This is a genomic window from Pseudomonas sp. RGM 3321 (genome assembly GCF_022836805.1).
Taxonomy (GTDB): Bacteria; Pseudomonadota; Gammaproteobacteria; order Pseudomonadales; family Pseudomonadaceae; genus Aquipseudomonas.
In genome coordinates this window covers 123,384-143,691 of record NZ_JALHBH010000117.1, presented here as the reverse complement: position 1 = coordinate 143,691, position 20,308 = coordinate 123,384, and the positions used below count along the sequence as shown (strand labels likewise).

The following is a 20,308-nucleotide window of genomic DNA, read 5'->3' as shown; positions in this document are numbered from 1 at the left end:
GAATACTATTTGGAATGCGCTGCACAGGGTTGAGGCGGAATGCTGAAGCGTGTTCCTCCTGAGTCAATTGCCAGGAGTCATTTCGCTGTGGCCAATCACGTGGTTGTCAGCCCCTTTTTCTTTCCTGTGTTGGATGAGGATAGGGTACAGGTATCAGCTTTAAATGAAGGGACCTAATTGGCTTTGATTACTCATCGTTAGCATCCGGGTACTAAGAGTACAGGTGCGTGGTTGAGCAGTATCTTGTACTTGTACCCTACTCGGCGGACTATGTGGGCTTGAAAATGGCGAAAAATTCCTTGAAGCCCTTTGTGGTTAATGTGTTATGTATGCGTGGCAATCCTGTTTCATCTAAAGGGGCGGTTCCTTTGCCATTTCGGCTTCTCTCGTGCTGGAGTTGCTCTTGCAGTTTATCCACTGATAGCCAATAGTTGCATGTCTGCTGATCATGTGATCGATTGATGCTGAAGTATTTTCCGTCTCGCTCACCTGCGACTGGGTAATGATGAATGGACTCACTCAGCCAGTATAACTTGGAGTCCAATGTGGCTATCCATGTGTCCTGAAGCTTGCCATAAAAGAGCTCTTTGGAAAACTCCAGGGCACCTTTTATATATTTAAGGTCTTGAACGCCATTGAAGATATTTTTGAAGCGCTGCGCTGGCTTGTTGCTCCCACTCATGAAGTTGTTCTTGATGTCTTCGATTTTGGCGTTAAGCTCGTCGGAATAGTTGAGCTTTTTCTCACAGAAGCAGTACTTGGCAATTTCGGCTTCAACAGCACTGAGCATATCAATGTCATCACAGACACGGCTCATATATGTTTTGAATTTTTCAATGCCTGTCAAGTTCGGCTTCGTGGCGTTGATAATATGTATCTGCATGAGCGAAAAAAACGGCACGCTGTAGAGGTGCTGCTCTTCTATGCTGAGTTCTGAAAATTCATACGGTCGGGTTCTTTCCGCTTCATTTGGGGTGTTTCGTGTCGTGGTTGGATGATCGACCATCTGCGGGCAGAATATCGAAAGAAACAATTCATACATCTCAAAGCTTAGCTTCTTGAATTTCGGGTGGACCTCGTTAAGGGCAAGCCCAGGCGTTATGCACAGACTTTGTGGTGGGCAAGAATTTATGAAGTTTATAAGTCTAGTTAAGTCAAAATCGTTCGGGCTGTGGCGGCGAAGAATTACATCTTCCATTCTCACCAGAATGTTAAGGTCGAGAATCAAGGTCGTTTCTATGCCGTTCCGCTTGTTTTCGGCCACCATGCTTGGGGTGAGCCGCGGGGAACTGTCGGTTTTGCGGCAAGGCTTTATGAAATGTAGGGTATGTGTGGGCATTGTGATTTACCTAACTCCTATCTGATTAGGCTGCGTCCTTAGATCGTGTGCTGCTTACTGCGTAGAGCCTGCATTGCCTGCTGGGGCAGCGTCAAGTAGATAGTCAGATATTGCTTCTAATGATCCTTTAGTGGTGATAAATTTATGCTACTAATCTATGGCGTGGGTTGTATGAAGAAAACTAGGCAGGAAAACGTAATTCAAGCTGCAATTACTGGTGCATTGGAAGCCTACTGCAGAGATAGTCGGACTTCGCTCAAAACCTTCCCCCCATATGCTGTCCAGCAAGGCGACGGAATGCGGCTGTATTGTGGTGATCTAGTCGCTATGTTGGAAAACGCTAAAATACTGCTTTTGGAAATTAAAGAGCTTAATTGTAAAAGCGGGGTTTTTGACCAGTTTGATGGCGAGCAATTCAAAAGCTGCCTTGCTTATGAGGAACTTGGCGTTCCCATTGCATATTCATATAATGCTATATCTCTTCCTGATTATGATGATCGCTCGGATGTTGAGCGGTGGCCTGAGTTAATTTTGGGTAGGACGAAACGGGCAGTGCCGAGTAAGCTACCAAACAAAAAGCCAGATAAGTTAAATCATTCATCGCTGCTGGATTGGCTTCGTGATGATCAGGGCGGCGACATGACTGCGGGCTTTGGCCGAGTGCTCGGTGCGCTTGAGCGTCCGGAAACGCTAAAGAATGGTGCGTTGGTCCTTCTGTACGGCGTAGCTGAGCAAACGCTTGCAATGCTAGATCGTGAACAGGTTCTGCTCGTTTTGAACTATTTGGACAAGGAAAGTAAATTGCGTCCGGGTCATTATAAGAAGATAGAAAGTGTACTGGGTGCCGCAGCTGAGGTATTTAAAGGTTACATAAAGCCTATGATTAGTAGAGACAACTCTGGTGGGGCGACGCCAGGGCAGCCGTGAATTATTTTATTGGTTTTCTGCAGGGTATGGTTGTTCAAAGAGTTCTAGGCGCGTGGTGATCCTAATGTCTGGCTCGAAGGTTAAATGCAGAAATTTATCCGATCGCTGGAATCCTGGTGCTTGTAAGCCATCCTCAGAGTCAAGTTGGTTGGTTCTGACCAGTACCTATGCCGCGGGTGCTGATGAAATAGTCAGCCATGGTACTCAGAGGCCTTCAACATCAATTCCATGTTCTGCCAGCCATGTCTTGCGCTGTGCGTAGTCAGGCATGACGCGTTCAAGGCGGAGCCAAAATTCTGGGGTGTGATGTGGCTCTTGCAGGTGCACCATCTCATGCACAACCACATACTCCGCAATGGGCTTGGGCAGCAGGATTGTTTTCCAATGAAAATAGAGCTGTGCGCCCTTGCCACAGGAGCCCCAGCGATAGCCCAGATCCTGCACACGCACACCGCTGGGGGTCAGGTCCATTCGCGCTTGGTGGTTCTCGACTCGTAAGGCCAGCCAGCTGCGGGCATGTTCGCTATACCAACGGATGAAATGTTCGCGGGCTCGTGGCAATTCGCTACGCAGCAGGCGGAAGCGACCAGCAGAAAGTTTTAGCGGCCCATCCTGCTCATCGACCAGTTTGAGGCGATAACTTCGCCCCAAGTACAGAAATCCCTCTCCGTCGACGTATTGCTTGATAGGGATTGAGCGCTGCAGGCGCTCCTTTTCGGCAAGACGCGAATAAATCCAGAAGCTTTTTTCCGCTACGAATTGACGCAGCGCTTGCTCCTTCACCTCTGGCGGAGCGGACAGGATAAGGGCACCGTCACGCTCGACAGTGATCTCTAGCGTCTTACGCCGCGCGCTGCGGCGCAGTGTGAATTGTAGGTCATTGATGGTTAGCGTTTCGTTGCTCACAGCTGCATCAACCGTTCATGGCTGGCTCTGGCCTGATCCATCAAACGGTCAGACAGCACCCCCGCCGTATCGCTATCTACCAAGGGTGGACGCAGTCTCATCAAGTAATCAAATAGCTGTCCGGCCAGCTCCTCCTGTGCCGCTCGCTTGCGCGGGCTCCAGATATCGCGGTGGCTCTGGAGTTCGCCCACGAACAGATCGACCAGTTCCACTGTGACATCCTTCAAACGCAGCAGATCGGCGGGCTGTGGAGTGGCGTCGGCACACAGCACATCCAGGAGGGTGCGAAGGAAGGGGGCATAGTGTTCGGGCAAATCCAGAGGGCTGTAGTCATCGCTCATTTGACCGCTGCGCAGCTCGTTTATGATCTTTTGCATCTGCTCAACCAATTGATCCCACTGCTCGCCCAGCGACTTGAGCAACTCGTTCAGGCGTTCGGACAGCTTGCGATAGAGCACCGGATCTTCATCAGTATGCTTGCGCACATGCGAGCGAATGGCGTGCTCCATCTCTGATGCCTTGGCGCGGTCGTTGACGCTTCGCGACAACTGTTTCTCGAAGTCTGCATCGGTGAGCTGGATCGGCGGAATCTTCGGGTCGATGCCCAGTGAGATAACATGATCGTCGATCAGTTTGCGCACCTTGGCACCGACATCCTTGCCCAATTGCGGCAGGTCCTTGAAGCGCCCACGTGCCCGCGCGTGGATATAGGCCAGGCGCTTGGCATCCTTGACGAAGGGCAGGCCCTCGGGGCGTGGCAGCACAGTGTCCAATGAGTTGAGGAACGCTTTGAGTTTTACCGCAAATTCGGCGCGCACCTTTTCCGACTCCAGTGCGGCAATGCAGGTTTCGGCATCTTCCAGCGACTCGATGCCCTGGCGACGCAGCACATCCACTACACGAAGATGACGATCGCGCAGCACCGGCACCTCGTCCTTGATGCTGCTCAGCGCACCTTCGATATCCTCGTCGGCATAGGCTGCCAGCGCTTCGCGCAGGTGGTTGGCGACCCCGTAGTAATCGACCACGATACCGCAGCGCTTGCCGAAACCAGTACGGTTGACCCGCGCAATGGCTTGCAGCAGCTCGGCTTCCTTGATTGGCCGGTCAAGGTACATGACCCCTTCGATGGGGGCGTCAAAGCCGGTGAGCAACATAGACTTAACGATCAGGAAAGCCAACGGGTCGGTCTTGCCTGGCTGCTCATGATTCAGGGGCTTCTTGAAACGCTGGATCAGCAGCTCATGCTTGCTGCCATCCGTCCAGGTTTTCCACTCGGCCGGATCGTTATTTGAGCCGGAAATAATCGGTGCGAATTCCAGGCTGCGTAGCCTGTCGCGATGGCGCCACGCCTGCACGCGCGCCTGCAGCTTGGGTGGACGCTGGCACAGTGCTTCATCGTCGAGGTCCTTGTCGGCTGCTGGCAACGCTTCGGCCTCGGCCAACAACTGATCGCGGGCGGCCTGCAGTGCGTGGAAATAGCGGATTGCCGCAATCCGGCTATAGGCTACCACCTGCGCCTTGTAGCCATTGGGCAGGATATTGGTGACGTAATGTCTGAGGATGTCGCGCGCCTTATCTGCAATCAGCGCGGGGGCATCAAAGATATGGCCTTTAGTGGCGTATTTTTTCTTGATCAGCTCCAGCTCGTCCTGACTGTGCTCGCGGAACAAATCCTCGAACAGTTCATCCAGGCTCGCTCCATCTTTTAATGCGCCCTGGGCAGTGCGTCCTTCGTAAAGCACCGGCACTGTAGCGCCATCTGCCTCGGCTTCCTTGATGGTGTATTTGTCGATGAACGCGCCGAAAATTTCGTGGGTGCGTTTCTTATCGCCCATGATGATCGGTGTACCGGTAAAGCCGATGCGCACGCAGTTGGGTAGGCCCGCCAGCAGGTTTGCCTGCAGATCGCCGGCCTGGGTGCGGTGCGCCTCATCGATCAATACCAGAATGCTCTCGTCGTGGTTGAGCACCTCGAATGGTTTGCTTACCAGGTAGGGCGCGCGCTTTTCTGCGGCTTTGAGGGGTGCAGTAGCTTGCGTAGGGATCGACGCCTCCCCATCTTCTTCCTGTTCGGGATTGCGATACTTCTGGATGGTGGCGAATACCAAGCCGGGGCCCTGGCGACGTGCCAAGGCTTTAACACCCTCGATATTGGAGGCCACCTCCGGCAGTTCACCGCTCAGCGTGGCGGTGGCGGAGAGCTGGTTTTGCAGGTCTTTACGGTCAGTGACCACGATGATTTTGAAGCGGCGCAGTTGTGTATCCGTGCGCATCTTGCGCACCAGAAATACCATGGTCAGGCTCTTGCCTGAGCCTTGAGTGTGCCAAACGATGCCGCCGCGCTGGTCGCTCTCGCCGTGCTCAAGGCGTGTCTGCCCGCGTTTCATGCGGATCACCGTGCGGTTCACCGCGCGGTACTGCTGGTAGCGGCAGACCGTCTTGATGGTCTGCCCGCCAACCGGCATGAACAGCATGAAATGCCGGATCAGATCGAGCAGGTGGGCCGGCGTCAGCATGCCTGCCACCAGGCGCTCCTGCTCGGACAGTTTGGCTTTGCCCAACTGCTCGGCTACTGACTGCTCGCTGCCGCTACCCTCCGGGCCAACCACGGTTTTCCATTGGGAGAAATGCCCGAAGCCGGCCCCAATGCAGCCCACCCGTGCTTCGTCGTAGCTACTGGCGACCAACAGTTGCACGCTAGCGAACAGTGTTTCGTTGCCCTCGTTGTCCTCGACTTCGAAGGCCGCCTTGCGCTGGTTGCTGTAGCGGCGCAATTGATCGACAGCTTCGGCCAGCGGTTCTGGGATGGATGGGCTCTTGCATTCCACCACCACCAGCGGGATGCCGTTCACCAGCAACACCAGATCCGGGACGATAAATTTCTTGCCGCTGTTGTACCCCGGGGGGCAATCCACTCGGAACTGGTTGATCACGCGGAAGTGGTTATTGGCCGGGTTGGCCCAATCGATGTACTGGATGGTCTGACCACGTCCGCCTTCCCAGGCCTGAAGGCCATCGACCGTGATGCCTTTGAGCAGCAGCTCAGTGACTGTCTGGTTGGCTTCCATCAGCTTGCCGGCGCCCACGCGGGTAATGGCCGCCAGTGCTTCGGCAATGCGCTGCTCATCCAGCCAGGGCTGACCGTCGCGCAGGTTGATGGCAAGCAAGCGTTCGGCCAGTGCAGCTCGCTGAATCACTTCACTGAAACTGCTGCGACCAGTGATGGCCGGGTCGTCGAGGCTGCCCTCGATATGCTTCCAGTTCAGCCCCTGTAACTGAGCCACAAAGGGTTTTTCGACGTCATCCAATTCCCAGCCCACGGTTACTCCTTTAATCCAGTTCAGGCGTGTATGGGCTCATACAGGCTCATAGCGGCTCATAGAGTTTTTAGCCGAGCTTATAGACCGACCAGCGTCGTTCACCTTGCTGTATCAGTGTGCCCTTGTCTTTCATGCGCTTGAGCAGTTTTGCCGCTTGATCTGGCGAGAGCCGACAAAGATCCATTACTTCAGCGCGTTGAATCTGCCCATGCTGCTGCACGTAGTTCAACACCATCTGCTCATGTTGAATGGGTGTGAAACCTGCCTGGCGGGTATAACCGGCCTTGTCGCCCACGGCCTGGTACAGACTGGCTGACGGAGTGTAGCTGCGCCCTCGGGTAGAACCGTGTGCCTCCACCAAGCCGGCTTCGGTCAGGGCTTCCAGGGTGCGTTTGGCACTGGCGGTGTCGCGCTGAATCTGCACGGCCAGTTCGTCGGCCGTGACCCGCTTGGTTTCACGCAGGGCGGCCAGGGCGATCAGGCTGTCGATGGGCAGCTCGGCGTTAGTAGCACGCTCGTGCTCGACTACCAGGCGGCGGAAGTCCAGGTCGGCCTCTGCGGTGGGTAGGCGCAGCACCACGCTCTGGGCGGTGGTGTAACTGTAGTCCGGGGCCGGCCGGCCGAACTTGAGCATGCCGCGGAAAATCTTGTCCACGCCTCGGCCGGAGCGTTCGACCACGCCGACGCGCTTCATGGCGTCGGCCAGGGCAGGGTTGCGCGGACGCGGTTCGGTCACCAGCAGGTTGGTCAGGGTCACGCCATCGACCAGACCGCCGGGGTTGCTGACCACAAGAGCATCGTCCTCTAGGCGCACGTGCACCGCGCCTCGGCCGTGGTAATCGCGATGCACCAAAGCATTGGCTACGGCTTCGCGGAAGGCGCCGAGGTCGACCTTGGGGACTGGCACGCGGAATAGGCCGACCTGTAGTTCTTCCTCTGGGTTGTAGGGACGGAAGTTGGTTTCCAGCCAGTCCAGTGCCTTAAGTAATGGGAAGCGGCGAAATTCATTGAAGCGCACTGCCTGCTGGGCCAGCACCTGGAAAGCGAACTCGTGGGTGGGCACCAGTTGGCGCAGGGAAGTTTCCCGGCCGATCAGTAGCAGGCCGGTAAGGGTCGGCACGCGCGTACCATCGGGTTGACGCGCTGTGAGCAGCAGTGCGCCGTCCAGGGCTTCGTCGTCCAGTTCCAGCAGTACTCGGTCGCCGCCGTATTGCTGCACTGCCTGGCGCAGGCGTTCTCGCTCCAGCGGGTCGAGGTCCGTCAGGGTGGCGCCGGCTACCGGCTGGGCGGAGACATCGAGCAGGCCGAAGCTGCTTGCGCGGCTGCTGCGCTCATGGGGCAGCATGGCTACGCATTCGGGCGTGCCGTCGTGTTTCAAGCGACGGCGTAGATAGACGCCGCTGGTGGTGGCCACCTCGCCCTGGGCTTTGGGTACATGGATAAGTGCCACGGTCACGCCATCCAGATCGAGCGCCTCGGCCTGTACGTTCAACGACGGCGAGGTGCGCGCTGCGACCATGCCGGCTAAGCCCTCCAGCGGGTGATGCTCTGCATGCAGTCCGGTGGGTGTACCGTCGTCCTCGACGCCTAGCCACAGCTCGCCGCCTTCGGCATTGGCCAGGCAGATCAGCGCCTCGATTAGTTCGCGGTCGGGGAGCTTGTTGCGGTCGCTCTTGAACTCGACCGTGAGGGATTCGCGGGGTGGTAGGCGCTGTGTCATATCATGCCTCCGTGGGGACGGTAGCTTTCTGTATGGGCTCCAGCAGCGGGGTGACGCAAACGCGGCCGGTTAGAAGGTCGCCCATCAGGCCAGCCTTTGCACGCCGGAGCTTGGCTGCACTCAAACTTTCACTTTCCAGGCGCTGCTCTTGGGACTGAATTTCATCAGCGATTGCCTTTGCCTCAAGTGCTGAGGGCCGCGCGATGGGGATTCGACGAACATCTCGAAGGTTTATTCCTTGCACTGCTACTCCAAGCGTGTGAGTCGCAATGAACCTGCTTGGTACTGCCATGCCAAGATAGGCACGTAGGTATCGAGCATCAGTACCAACAACTGCTAGTCGGGCGGTATCTTGTGTGATGTTCGCTGAATCTAGGACGGGAGGCACAAACGCTGTTCTTCCCACTGTTCCACGAATCGTAAACAAGAGATCACCAGCCTTGAGGCGGGATCTGCTGTACTCTCGATCAATCTTAGGGCTGGTGAGTAACAGATCGTTGAGGTGAATCTTTCCATCGTAGATGTCCTTCACCTTTACAACCGGAACCCCTCCCGGATACCCATAGCCAGGCATCAGAATCCCGTATACGACTGGACGCTTCGGGTCTATCAATTGATTCAGCTCTACTGCTTCCCACTCCCTCGGAATCCACCCCAACGGTGACTCCTTGTAGAGCTGCGGCGCTTCGCTCTGCGGCGGGCGCAGTTGGCCGTTGGTGCCGACGCCGCGGGTTAGCAGGTCGTGCAGCAGGCCCTGCTTGACGGCCTTGAGCTTGTCGATCAGCGCCTCGGTTTCGCGTATGGCAGTGTCGAGGATGTCCAGAATTTGGGCAATTTTACGCCGCTCCCCGAATTTTGGTCGGTAAACCTCCAGCTCATAGACATCCCTCCGGTTCAGTCCTGGGATACCCGTAGATGTATCCAGTAGATGAAGCGGCAACCAAGACAATACCCAATACAGCCAACGACGCTCTTCTGGCGGACAGTTCACCCAATACGTTGTATCAATGGGCCAGAAATCATTATCAGACCAAGTGACCTTGCCAACGCTACCCTTACGACCGACAACAATCCCCGGCCCAGCGATCAGTGCGGATTGATGGCGACCAACCTCACCGTTTGAGCCAAATACGGGAAAGCCGTGTCCAGTGCGGCGTTCGGCAGGTAGCGGTTCACCATATTCAAGAGAGATGAGCGCGTCGAGCTTAGACATACCCCAACCCCTTCAGGAACCCGTGTAACGCCTCTGCCGCCGCATCGCGCTTCTGCTCGATTTCGTTCAGCGTTATCCGATATTTGTCCCACCAGTTCTCGAAGGCGGCGACTATCTGCTTGCGCTGGGCGGCGATATAGCGTTCGACGATGGCCTGCATATCGTTGTGCAGGATGGTCAGTAGCAGTTCGGCGGCTCGCTGCTCGTCCAGCCCGTCGACGGCCTGATTCAAGTGACTGGCGAAGTTGTCCTGCCGGTTTTTGAGCTGTTTCTTCACCTTGATCAACTCGGCTTTCCAGGCCTTGAGTTGGGCTTCGTCGACGGTGTTTTCCTCGTCGTCGGTATCCGTCGCGTTTTCGGCCTCGTCAGCCTCTTCCCCTTTAGCTGGGGTGGCGGCCTTGAGCTGACTATCCAGTTCGGTCTTTTTTACTTCCAGTTCGGCCAACTCGGCAACGAAATCGCCAAGCAGGAACTTGACCAGTTTATGCTCCAACGGGCTTTGCTTGCTGGCCTTGTCTTCCAGAGCGGTGATGATGCTGGTGCGCCAAGCGTCGATTACGCCCCGGCAACCGCGGGCCATCAAGCCAAGGAAGTCATATTTGCTCTGGTACCAGAAGCCGGCGACGATGCCTCGGACCTGGAAGGGGTCGAGTAGGCCGATGCCTTCCAGCGTCTGGCTAAAACTGGCCAGCAGTTCACCACGCAACTCGACCAGCACGGCGCTGTTATCCAGCTTCCCAGCCAGGGCGGTGATCCGCGGGCTGTGTACGTGCCACCAGGTTTCGAAGGCATCACGCAGGGCGGCTTCCTTCGCCTGTAGGCCGGGGTTGCTTTCGATGGCTGGCTTGAGGTCGGCGCGGCAGGTCAGCTCGCCGCGAAAGTCGAAATACTGCGCATCGCGTGCGATGAATAGGTCATGAGGGTCGAGGCCGTGGGCGGCGAACAGCGGCGTTTTCGCTTCGACTTCGGTCTTGGGCACGCCACCCAGCAGGTGAGCACGCACATCATGCGGCTCGGGTGCTGGTGCGTTATCCACATAGCGGCGGATATTCAGGTTGTAATCATTGGCGCGCAGGGTGGAGATATCTACCACATCGCTAAGACCGTCGATCCGGCGAAATTTGTCGAAGGCGGTGGTGATCTTCTCAATGTGCTCGGGCATCAGGTAGTTTTGCGCACGGCCCTCGAAGTACTCAAGGTCGGCGTTGATAAACAGTACCTTGCCCTGGCGCTCGGTAGGCCTGGCGCTGACACGGTTGGCGCCTTCCTGCTTTTGTTGGCGCAGGATCAGGATGCAGGCGGGGATGCCGGTGCCGTAGAACAGGTTGGCAGGCAGGCCGATCACCGCTTCGAGCAGGTCGTTTTCGATAATGCCAGCGCGGATCCCGCGTTCTTCACCGCCGCGGAACAACACGCCGTGGGGCAGTACGGTGGCAATCATGCCCTCGTCGCGGGTCACGGCGAGCATGTGCTGGAGGAACATCAGGTCGGCCTTTTTCGACCCCAGCGGTACTTCGCCGAAGCGGAAGCGCTGCTCGCGGAATGTCGGGTTCCAGGCCAAGCTGCCATCCGGGCTTTTCTCGGTGTGGCCCCAGTTGATGGAAAACGGCGGGTTGGTGAGAATGCGGTCAAAGCGGCGCAGTTCACCGCCCTCGATATGCCGAGGGTCGGCTAGGGTGTCTTCGTTCTCCAGCCAGGCGTTGCTGATACCATGCAGCAGCATGTTCATCTGCGCGATGGACCAGACGGTACCGTTGAATTCCTGGCCGAACAGGTTGGCCTTGCGGCCGTCCTCACCGTGCTCGTCGATATATTCCTTGGCGGCAATCAACATGCCGCCCGAGCCGCAGCAGGGGTCATAGACATCGTGTGCCAGAGTCGGCTTGAGCAGGTGCACCATCAGCCGCACAACCGAGCGCGGTGTATAGAACTCACCGCCTTTCTTGCCGGCCGAGTCGGCGAACTCGGCGATTAGGTACTCGTAGGCCGCCCCTAGCAGGTCGGGGAATTCGAAGTCACTGTTGCGCAGACGCACCTCACCGAAGTGGGTAATGAGTTGGCGCAGTTTCTGATCGGGAATCTTGCTCTGGCCGACCTTGCGGGTGAAGTCGATATGCTCAAGCACCCCTTCCAGGGAGACGTTATTTTCCTCGATGCCGCCCAGCGCCTTGTTAAGTACATTGCCGACGTTGATGTGCGCTTCGTTGAGCAGATACCTGAAGCGCGAATGGTTGGGCACCCAGAAATTGCCATCGCGCTTGTACCAGCGTGGATTTTCCGCCGTGACAAAGGCCTCGGCCTTGCTCTTGCCGGCGTTTATTTCATCGGCAACGACCTGCTCATAGCGCTCCTCGAATACGTCGGAGCAGCGCTTGAGGAACAGCATGCCAAAAATGTATTCCTTGAACTCCGAGGCGTCCATCTTGCCGCGAAGAATATCGGCAGCCTTGAACAGATGGCGTTCCAGTTGTTGCAGCGTGAGGGGCATTGCGGAATCTCTTGTGGGCACCCAGGGAGCGGATGCCGGTCCCCATGGTATTAAATGCCGGGGATTGTATCTCAATCCGAGCTCGGCACTGAGCTGTCTCGGTTACACGGGCCAGGTTGGGCGTCTAGCGCTAGCTGTACTGACTTTTTCATGTCGGTGATTCGCGCTGATGCTCATTGCAGCGCGTTGAGCATTGAGTTGTTCCCCAAAAATGACCCACTTGCTGTATCTCTCAGTCGCTTACGGCTTGCAGGGCTATTTGCTCTACCGCGCTTTTACGATCACCTGAGCAAACTACTGTCAGCAAGTTGCGACACACGGCAGGGGCGATCACCAAGTCTCGGTTCTTCCCTAATCGCTTCCAGACCAATGAAGCCGTGAGTAGGTAATAATACCGGGTGGCGTCTGAATGGTCTTTCAGATACTGAGTGAGAAACCAGCGCACATGCTTAAGCTGCCAAGTCCAAGGATTATCACGCTGCCAGCGCTCTTGAATGGCCGCTTGCATGAATCGAGCTTGCCGTAGGTGACGTTGCTGCGTGACCTTTGAACCAGTCATTACGCCGCTCAGGAACAGCTCCATATTGAAGGGTTTGGTCACGCTCGACCTCCAATGTAGGCCGAAATGACATCGATCCGGTTATGCCCAAGCTCAAGACTGATTTGCCGTCGCGCCTTTTGGTCCAGAGCGTGGTCGATGAGATAGCATCGGCCACCGTTGAAGGGGGCCGCGTGGCCAGTGAGTTGTGCGTAACGCTCGCACGCATAAGCGGCTCGCAATTCATGAACGCCCTTCAGTCCCTGCTTATGAAGCAATTCACGGGCTGGCCTCACCGTCTGTTGCTGGAACTTGGCGTAGCTTTCACCTTGGGCCAGCAAATTGCGGCTGTGGGGTGGCGAAGCGTGATGAGCCATCTGCAAGGCTGCCTTAACCTCGTTATTTGCGATGATCCAGCGCGGAGCTGAAGCGCCAGCCCGGCCGCCTTTGGTCCCATCCTGAATATTGATGCGGCCTAAGTGTTTAGCCTCACGTTGCAAGCGTGGCAGGTCAGCCAAGATCGTTTCGCGCAAGCGCATGCCGGTTGCGCGGGCCAGGCAGATAATCGCAGCGACGCGGTGGTGGTGCTGTTCGCGAAGCGCTTCAATCACTCGACTCAGTTGTTGGTGCTCTTGGCCATCCGGTGCGCGGGTGCGTACGCTTGATCGCTGCATGCCGAGTGCCTTACTCGGGCTGGCGATTTTCACGTACTGGTCGCCGCGTAGTGCTGCGAGGGTACGGTTTACGCTACTCAGGCGGTTCTGCGCGGTGGCGATGCAGATTTCACCTTGTTGGATTTGCTGACGCAGGTGTGTGGCGTAGCTGTGCAAGGTACTGCGATCTATCTGGCGAGCGTCGTTGTAACCGGGGCCGTCCGCTGACCGACACCACTTCACGAAAGCCTGCCAGCGATCACTGTGTGCTTTGACCGTAGCGAAGTGGCCGCCGGCAAACATATCTTTCAGCGCTTGTGGGCCGGCATAGCTGAGCTGACGGCCGTAGCCAAAGTTGCGGCCATCACGCCGGCCGACCAATGCCATCGGCTTCACCGTTTTCCGTGTCTTGCAGAAAGCGCAGCACCGCTTTCCAGTGGGCGCTGATCTTGTTCACTTGTTGCCAATGTGTGGGACGAATAATCAGGGCGTTTTGCTGATGCCGCAATATTGCTCCCTCTTCGCGCAGTTGGTGGATCAGTTGGCCGATGTCGACAGGCCCTAAGGCGGGTGTGGCGACAACGGCGACAGTGGCGACAACCCTTGTAGTTGCTGGTCTGAAGCATGGCGACAAGGCGGCGACGGAAGTGGCGACACTCCGCAACGCAGGCCGTGTCTGATGCTGCGCCTGATAACGGCGCACCGCATCATTGAGGCGGAACATGGCGTACCTCGAAGGTCTTTCCGTCATGAGAGTCCAGCCAGCTATGTGAGATCAATTCGACCAGTAGCGTAATGGTGTGATGGCTGCTTTTGCGGGCAAAACGGGGACCATTGCGGTTGAGGTCGCGGACGGTAAATTGGGTCCAGCCTTTTTGCGTCAACCAGCGCAGCAGTCGATCCGATTCCTCGCGTAACGTGTTGACGGGCTCTTGCTCCGTCAGGCGCTGGATCTCGGCGAGGTAGTAATCCATCAGCGTCGAGGCACGCTGGATATGGGGCTCGTCCACTACGTGCGCGTCTTCAATCACCGCCAATACCCCGGCGATACGCAGTACATTGGCGGCTGCTTTCCCGGCTACAGATTGAATGCCGGCCAGCTCGCCAAACTCACCAGATTGGCATTCGATGGTATCGTGAATATCGATCCAGGCAGTGCGAGCGCTGGGTGTCAGTTCCAGCCTGTCAGGGTTAAGTGAGCCGTCGTTGTGTAGCGACAGCGGCTTATCCAGCAGAGCGGTAATGCGCGCTTGGTAGCGCTGGATCCTGGCATCTCGCGTGAGGTCGACTGCCTTGTACAACCGCCGCCCCACCAGGCGTTCGGGCCAACTGATCAGGCAACGGCCAAGGATGCCTTGGCCATTGATCATCCGGTCTGTGAGTAGCTGGTTGGCCAGGTAAGGTTGCAGCATCAGATGCAGACTGAGGCGACGATCATAAGCTCGCAGGCTTTCGCCAGGCATGGAGCGCGCCCGGTCGATGGGGCTGCCATCCCAGAGCGCTGACAGGGTGGTGATGGCCTTGAGTTGGTTCTCTTTACTCATGGTGCTGCTGCCCAGAAACTGGCCGCCCTCATCGTTGAATAACCCCATGCTGGGCAAGCCCTGGCATAGGTTTTTGATCAGGGCTTCAATCGTGGGTTCGGCGATGATCAATCTGGGTGGGACGGGTTCGGATAACTCACGAGCTTCGTGCTTTCCTCGAATGGCGGCGCGATTGGATTTCAGTTGCTCCAAATACAGCATCCACTGTCGCCGCTCCCACTCACGTGCAGATGCTAGCGCCAGATGATCCACTGCGCTTTTACGATCACCTGACGATGCCACCGTCAGCATGTAGAGGGACAACGGATAAACACGGCCATCGAGCTGCACATTGGCGTGCGACTGGGTCACCAGGGCGGCAGTGGCTAACACCGATTGCGCAGCCATGGCGCAGGGCACGCCGATCACCTCGGCCATGCGTTGGACGGCTGGCCCTAATATCTGTCCTAACGCTTCGACCGGATATGCCAGCGGCTCGGGCCGGTATTCCAGCAGCGGCCGTGGCAGGTCGAACACTTCGCACAATTGCATCGTCATTCTCCTGGTGTTTCGAATTTCTCCCTCACTCTCCCCGCCACGGTTGTTGAGTGTTATCAGGGATCAAGGCCCCTGCAGCCTGTGAGGGTTGTCCACTTACGCGGGACGGGCGGCTCTTTACGACCGGGAGCTTGGGCATCTCATGATCTGGCCTCCTGAGCACCAATAGCGGTGGGCGGGTGGAGGCTGCGTTGTCTGACGAGACCAGCGCCGCGAGATCCTGAGTCTGTTGCAGGCAGTGATGCGATGACCGGGGCGTGCCTGACTGTCAGTCAGGTGCAGTCCATTCCGTGGGATGCGGCACCATCATCTGCATTGCTGCTGCGAGTGACATCGGGGTTTGTCACGCCGATTGTCACAGGGACAAACGCTGCAATGTGTTGCCCGGCAAGGGCTGCGGCAGTGGTTTCGGCGCCCGTCTCTTTCCTGGAGAAAGAGACGGGCGTGGGCTGCCGCATTTGCACTGTGGATAAGTTGGCTTCGATCACGTTGGGCGTGACTGCGCGCCTAATTGGAAGCGAGCGCGCATGGGCTGGGACCACCACTGTAGGGCGTAGCCCTAAAGATCCCTGGCTACCTGGGCAATGCTGTCGATGACAGCGCTTTACGGCTCTGGTGTAGCGCGTGCTCGGACGGTGGTCAACTGGGTGTGCGGTGGGGTTTTTAGGCGTTGGACGTGTGTGGAAGAAGGTGGCTTGGAATGGACAATGGGCCGTTCGTCGGTTTTTAAAGTGAGCCCCTGAGGACGGGAAGGCGAAGCCTTCCTGCCCTCAGGGGCTGGGCATTAAAAGCTTGTGGGCGCTGCAGATGGTGGCGACTGTCGCCACGTTGTCGCCATAGGAAGGACCGCTAAATACGTGGGTTGTCGCCAGTGTCGCCGCTGTCGCCAGCAGGAACTGATTAACGAAACGGGATGACGTTCCCGTTTTTGTTTTCATGAATGGCCGTCACCGACAAATTGCCGGTGGCCGCTTTTTGAATATAGTCGCTCCACCAAGTCATCATCGGGCGTCTTCGCTCGATATAGTCCGCTCGGTTGTACGCGCTTCGGACTTCGTCTTTGTCGACATGGGCGAGTGCGACTTCAATCAACTCCGGGTCCCATCCATGTTCGTTGAGGATGGTGCTGGCCATTGATCGCAGGCCGTGGCTGACCAGCCGATCCTGGAAGCCCATACGCTTTAATGCCATGTTTGCGGTCTGGCTGTTTGCGTGGGTACGCGGATTTCGGTCGGCCGGAAATACGTGTTCCCGGTGGCCGCTGTAGGGCTTGAGTGTCTCTAGCAGCGCGAGCGTCTGGTCGCTTAGGGGGATGGGGTGCACACGGCGTTTTTTCATGCGCTCCTTTGGGATGGTCCAGATGCGTTTCTCGAAATCTATTTCTGCCCAAGTCGTCCCGGCAGCCTCGGCAGGGCGGGTCATAGTGTGCAGTTGCCATTCGATCAGGCAGCGGGTGATGCGTTTGATGCTGGCGTTGGCAATCGCCAGCATAAGGTCGGGTAGTTCTTCGGGAGGAAGTGCCGGCATATTTTCTTTTTGCGGCTTTTTGAAGGCTGCCCGAATGCCGCTGAGCGGGTTCGCGAAGATCAGTCCGCAGTTGACGCCGTAGGCCATGATTTCGTTGAGACGTTGGGAAAGTCGCTTGACCGTCTCCAGGCTGCCTTTGGCCTCGATCGGGCGTAGGAGCTTGATGATCATGGGGGCTGTGATGTCTGCGAGGGGTGTGGCTTTGAGGCTGGGGAAAACATGCAGCGTGAGTGAGCGCCAGATGTCTTCGGCGTAGGCCGTTGTGACGGAGTGTTTTTTCAACTCGAACCAAGCGGTGGCCACCTTCTCGAATGTGTGCTCGGTTTTTGCCAGCTTGGCCTGCCTTAGCTCATCGCGGTGAGCTTTGGGGTCGATGCCTTGCGCCAGCAGTTCGCGTGCCTCAGCAGCTTTCTTTCTGGCATTCGCCAACGAGAGGGCTGGGTAAGGGCCGAGCGCCATGTTGAGGCGGCTTTTGGTTACCGGCTCGCGGTAGTTGAAGTTCCAGATCATCGAGCCACTGGCTCTGACCCTGAGTTGAAGGCCGTCGCCGTCAGTGAGAACGAAGTCTTTTCCTGTTGCCTTGACTGCCTTGAGTTGGCGGTCTGATAGGCGGGCTGCATTAGTAGGCATGAGAGCTACCTCTGACACCGTTTTGGTATCCCAAAAATAGCACCAGTGGGCTCGGGATACCAACTGGGATACCAAAACGCCTGGAACTCAAAAAGCTTGTGTGGAAGCCAATAGCCCTGAAATCCCCGTATTTACTGAATTCCAGCCACAAAAAAAGACGTCCGTGGACGTCTTTAGATGATGAAGTGGTGGAGCCGGGGGGATTTGAACCCGCATCCGATCCTTGTAGCACGGGGCCTACAGGTACAAGGCTGGCATAAGGCTGTCATTGTGGTCGTAGCACCAGGTATTGGTTTTGCGCTCTGGGTCTTGCCGAACATCTGAATCTTTTGAGAAGAGACTCGATATGATGGCAAAATGGTCGGCCATACAAAATCAAAGGAATGAGCGTGGCTGACCTCGTTGAAGCTTTAGATTGGCTTCCAAAACATTATGGTCATCTTGACGCGTCTGCGGAGCATAGGGTACCGGACAGGTATTATTCCCCTGGCTTCATTGCTGCTTTCGCCGCCTATTTGACCTACAAGCGGGTAAATCAGGATTCAGTAGTTTTCGAAAACGAAAACCACGAAGGGTATTTTTCCGCCGTCGGTCTCGCGAAAGCTGTTTGGGGAGTGGATGATTATCTCTACGAGCGCAGGAATGCTGGGGTGAACTACGCTCCGTTGACACCTCTTGCATCGCAGGATGATGTTGACAAAGCGACCGCTCAGATCAACAGTTGTCTTCGATCATTCGCTAAATCTGGACCGGTGGATTACGGTCGTAGCCCGGCTTTCAAGGAGCTTACCCATGTGGTCGGGGAGATGCATGACAACGTTTGGTCCCATGGGCTGAACACTGGTTTCTCCATTGCGCAGCGGCATGCAATCCGAAATGGTCATGGTTATGTCCTTGAGTTTTCCCTCGCAGACTGCGGGATGGGGTTCCTTGAGGAGTTGAAGCGCTCTCGGATAGCTGGAGCCAACGGCATCCAGTGCGACCGTGATGCAGTGGAATGGTGCGTTCAGGAAGGGAACTCATCGAAGCTCGCAAAGCTCCAAGATGAGTGGGCGCAGTCGGTACCAGAAGATCACTTGGGTACAAGTCCGTTTGGAGACGTAGGTGTCGCCCTCTCGGGTAACGGTAACCATCATCAAGGGCTTGGCTTAGCCAAGCTAGTCGAGTTGGCAAAGTCTTACGAAGGGGTATTGAATATTGCCTCTGGGGACTGCTTAATGATGCTGCGGAGAGGAGAATCCCGCTTCAGGAAGCTTTCACAGCCTTGGAGGGGAGTAGCGGTTTCCCTGTCCATTAAAGAATCAAGCTTCATGGCCGCTAAGGTTGATGAGGCGGAAGATGTACAAGACATTATGAAATTATTGAGGGGGTAATGATGGAAACGTTTGCCTTTAGGCACAGTGACCTAGCTTCCCGAAGCCTCGCCTCGAAGGAACGGAGCGCGTTATATCGAAAGCTGCATGATCACGAACAGATCGTGATTGATCTTGCTTCGGTAGAATCCATCTCCGAATCCTTCGCCGATGAGCTTTTCGGTGTATTGGTGCTCGAACGAGGGTTTGACTTCGTGATCAGGCACGTAAAAATTGTGAACGCAGCCGATGATGTGCTGCGCTCTATTGCCATAGCAATGAAGCGTAGGCGCGCACTCGCCGCGTAATCCGCTAAAAAAAGAGGCTAATCAGCCTCTTTTTTTTCACCTGTATTTCCCGATGGTTGGCACCATAGATTTTCGGCTCGATGTCCGGCAGAGATATCTGCTGCTGGCATCCAACGCCCATACACGCGCGCGATCATAGTCCAATCGCTATGGCCCATCTGCTTCGCTACCCACATAGGGTGTTCGCCTGCGGAGAGCATCATCGATGCATAGGTGTGCCGGGTCTGATAGGGGCGACGGTACCGAACTCCCGCCTTCTTCATCGCCGGAATCCACATTGTCTTTCTGATCGGCCCGTCGCCTGCCCAACGTTCAAGCGTGCGAGGGTTCTGAAACACCTCCGCATCAGCCAGAAATGTATGGGCCTTCTGTGCTTTCAAAGCCTCCATCGCGGGTCTCAGCAGCTTCACCGCTCTGCGTCCGGCCGCTGTCTTCGTCACCTCGGCCTGGCCCTTTGCAGCTTGCGTCATAGCGCGGCTGACCATCACTTCCTTGCGGAGCCAGTCGATATCCCCCCAGTCCAATGCAACCAGTTCGCTCGTGCGCAAGCCAGTCCACAGGGCGAACTGCATCATGTTGCGTGCCTGGCCATTGAGCGTCGCCAGCACGGCCTGCTGCTCTTCCGGACTGAACGGATCTACGTCGTCGTCCTTGGCTGGCGCTTCTTTCCGCGAATACGTCCACCCGGCCAGGGGATTCACCTCTATCAACTCATCCTCGGCAGCATCAGTTAGAGCCGATCTGAGACAGCTCTGTATGTTGCTCAGTGTCTTGTTGCCGACTTCTAGGGTGCTCAGCCAGTCCCGCACGTCTTTCCGTTTCAGCTCGACCACCATGCGCTCGCCCAAGGCCGGCACCAGGCGCAGCTCCACGATCTTGCGATAGCCGTCGAACGTGCTGCTCGATACGTGTCGCTTCTTTCCGTCCAGCCAGCGAGTCAGGAAGCCTGCCACTGTTTCCCGGTTCGCCTCAGGCGCAAATTTTGCTGCCCTGGGCGAGCCAGGAAACGTGACCGAGTAGTCGAACCCGCCGATCGATATCGCATGCTCGATCGCTGCCTTGTGCTGCTCGGCCTTCTTCAGATTAGTGGGGGAGGGCTTGAGCGTGATGCGCTCGCGGCACCGGACGCCCCGATACATGAACGTGATTTCGATGCTCGTATCGGAGACCGCCCGAACTCCCCGCCCGTCTCTACCCATGACTCGTACCCTTCCATGTCGATGAGCGTCCGGCCATCCGGAGCCCTGTACCAGATTTCGCCAAGCCGCCAGATTCCATCACGGATTTTCGAGCGGATAGCGTC

At 56.6% G+C, this 20,308-nt stretch carries 14 protein-coding genes and 1 pseudogene; 3 read left to right on the top strand and 12 right to left on the bottom strand.

Features of this window, described 5'->3' with window-relative positions:
• Nucleotides 1-268 precede the first annotated feature (268 nt).
• A complete protein-coding gene (locus RGM3321_RS20915; RefSeq protein ID WP_244394662.1) occupies nucleotides 269-1,339 on the bottom strand; it encodes a hypothetical protein in 1,071 nt (356 codons plus the stop codon).
• Nucleotides 1,340-1,483: 144 nt separating this feature from the next.
• Between RGM3321_RS20915 and RGM3321_RS20910 the strand changes: the two genes are divergently transcribed.
• A complete protein-coding gene (locus RGM3321_RS20910; protein WP_244394661.1) occupies nucleotides 1,484-2,266 on the top strand; it encodes a hypothetical protein in 783 nt (260 codons plus the stop codon).
• A 204-nt stretch (nucleotides 2,267-2,470) separates the two neighbouring features.
• Here the strand turns inward: RGM3321_RS20910 and RGM3321_RS20905 are convergent, their stop codons facing one another.
• The 10 genes and pseudogenes from RGM3321_RS20905 to RGM3321_RS20860 form a co-directional block, all read right to left on the bottom strand.
• A complete protein-coding gene (locus tag RGM3321_RS20905) occupies nucleotides 2,471-3,172 on the bottom strand; it encodes a SprT family zinc-dependent metalloprotease (protein ID WP_149657669.1) in 702 nt (233 codons plus the stop codon).
• Nucleotides 3,169-6,495: a type I restriction endonuclease subunit R gene (locus RGM3321_RS20900; protein ID WP_244394660.1), complete on the bottom strand. Its 3,327-nt coding sequence runs from the start codon at nucleotides 6,493-6,495 to the stop codon at nucleotides 3,169-3,171. The genes RGM3321_RS20905 and RGM3321_RS20900 overlap by 4 nt, the downstream gene beginning before the upstream one ends.
• 67 nt (nucleotides 6,496-6,562) lie before the next feature.
• Nucleotides 6,563-8,215, bottom strand: a complete 1,653-nt coding sequence (locus RGM3321_RS20895) for an ATP-binding protein (RefSeq protein ID WP_244394659.1) — start codon at nucleotides 8,213-8,215, stop codon at nucleotides 6,563-6,565.
• 1 nt (nucleotide 8,216) lies between these two features.
• Nucleotides 8,217-9,428, bottom strand: coding sequence for a restriction endonuclease subunit S (locus tag RGM3321_RS20890; RefSeq protein WP_244394658.1), 1,212 nt, complete (start codon nucleotides 9,426-9,428; stop codon nucleotides 8,217-8,219).
• Nucleotides 9,421-11,916 (bottom strand): N-6 DNA methylase, encoded by a 2,496-nt coding sequence (locus tag RGM3321_RS20885; RefSeq protein WP_244394657.1) that lies wholly within the window; start codon nucleotides 11,914-11,916, stop codon nucleotides 9,421-9,423. The genes RGM3321_RS20890 and RGM3321_RS20885 overlap by 8 nt, the downstream gene beginning before the upstream one ends.
• Nucleotides 11,917-12,244: 328 nt before the next feature.
• Nucleotides 12,245-12,517, bottom strand: a pseudogene (locus RGM3321_RS20880) (hypothetical protein); the annotation flags it as partial.
• Nucleotides 12,514-13,494, bottom strand: coding sequence for an integrase domain-containing protein (locus RGM3321_RS20875; protein ID WP_244394656.1), 981 nt, complete (start codon nucleotides 13,492-13,494; stop codon nucleotides 12,514-12,516). The pseudogene RGM3321_RS20880 and the gene RGM3321_RS20875, both read right to left, overlap by 4 nt.
• A complete protein-coding gene (locus tag RGM3321_RS20870; protein ID WP_244394655.1) occupies nucleotides 13,472-13,831 on the bottom strand; it encodes a hypothetical protein in 360 nt (119 codons plus the stop codon). The genes RGM3321_RS20875 and RGM3321_RS20870 overlap by 23 nt, the downstream gene beginning before the upstream one ends.
• Nucleotides 13,815-15,182, bottom strand: coding sequence for a YfjI family protein (locus RGM3321_RS20865; protein ID WP_231671391.1), 1,368 nt, complete (start codon nucleotides 15,180-15,182; stop codon nucleotides 13,815-13,817). The genes RGM3321_RS20870 and RGM3321_RS20865 overlap by 17 nt, the downstream gene beginning before the upstream one ends.
• 906 nt (nucleotides 15,183-16,088) lie before the next feature.
• Nucleotides 16,089-17,345: an integrase domain-containing protein gene (locus tag RGM3321_RS20860; protein ID WP_244394654.1), complete on the bottom strand. Its 1,257-nt coding sequence runs from the start codon at nucleotides 17,343-17,345 to the stop codon at nucleotides 16,089-16,091.
• 389 nt (nucleotides 17,346-17,734) lie between these two features.
• Here RGM3321_RS20860 and RGM3321_RS20855 point away from each other — a divergent pair, with 389 nt between their 5' ends.
• Both RGM3321_RS20855 and RGM3321_RS20850 read left to right on the top strand, forming a co-directional pair.
• Complete coding sequence (locus RGM3321_RS20855) at nucleotides 17,735-18,718, top strand: hypothetical protein (protein ID WP_244394653.1); 984 nt, start codon at nucleotides 17,735-17,737, stop codon at nucleotides 18,716-18,718.
• Nucleotides 18,718-19,005, top strand: coding sequence for an STAS-like domain-containing protein (locus RGM3321_RS20850; RefSeq protein ID WP_230082007.1), 288 nt, complete (start codon nucleotides 18,718-18,720; stop codon nucleotides 19,003-19,005). Before RGM3321_RS20855 ends, RGM3321_RS20850 begins: the two co-directional genes overlap by 1 nt.
• 17 nt (nucleotides 19,006-19,022) lie before the next feature.
• Here the strand turns inward: RGM3321_RS20850 and RGM3321_RS20845 are convergent, their stop codons facing one another.
• Nucleotides 19,023-20,204 (bottom strand): DUF3596 domain-containing protein, encoded by a 1,182-nt coding sequence (locus RGM3321_RS20845; RefSeq protein WP_244394652.1) that lies wholly within the window; start codon nucleotides 20,202-20,204, stop codon nucleotides 19,023-19,025.
• Nucleotides 20,205-20,308: the final 104 nt, after the last annotated feature.

Bases quoted from the DNA above. Each gene is read 5' to 3' on its own strand.
- RGM3321_RS20870 (WP_244394655.1), bottom strand. From the start codon at position 13,831: ATGTTCCGCCTCAATGATGCGGTGCGCCGTTATCAGGCGCAGCATCAG.
- RGM3321_RS20910 (WP_244394661.1), top strand. From the start codon at position 1,484: ATGCTACTAATCTATGGCGTGGGTTGTATGAAGAAAACTAGGCAGGAA.
- RGM3321_RS20865 (WP_231671391.1), bottom strand. From the start codon at position 15,182: ATGCAATTGTGCGAAGTGTTCGACCTGCCACGGCCGCTGCTGGAATAC.
- RGM3321_RS20875 (WP_244394656.1), bottom strand. From the start codon at position 13,494: ATGGCATTGGTCGGCCGGCGTGATGGCCGCAACTTTGGCTACGGCCGT.
- RGM3321_RS20915 (WP_244394662.1), bottom strand. From the start codon at position 1,339: ATGCCCACACATACCCTACATTTCATAAAGCCTTGCCGCAAAACCGAC.
- RGM3321_RS20890 (WP_244394658.1), bottom strand. From the start codon at position 9,428: ATGTCTAAGCTCGACGCGCTCATCTCTCTTGAATATGGTGAACCGCTA.
- RGM3321_RS20895 (WP_244394659.1), bottom strand. From the start codon at position 8,215: ATGACACAGCGCCTACCACCCCGCGAATCCCTCACGGTCGAGTTCAAG.
- RGM3321_RS20885 (WP_244394657.1), bottom strand. From the start codon at position 11,916: ATGCCCCTCACGCTGCAACAACTGGAACGCCATCTGTTCAAGGCTGCC.
- RGM3321_RS20850 (WP_230082007.1), top strand. From the start codon at position 18,718: ATGATGGAAACGTTTGCCTTTAGGCACAGTGACCTAGCTTCCCGAAGC.
- RGM3321_RS20845 (WP_244394652.1), bottom strand. From the start codon at position 20,204: ATGGGTAGAGACGGGCGGGGAGTTCGGGCGGTCTCCGATACGAGCATC.
- RGM3321_RS20860 (WP_244394654.1), bottom strand. From the start codon at position 17,345: ATGCCTACTAATGCAGCCCGCCTATCAGACCGCCAACTCAAGGCAGTC.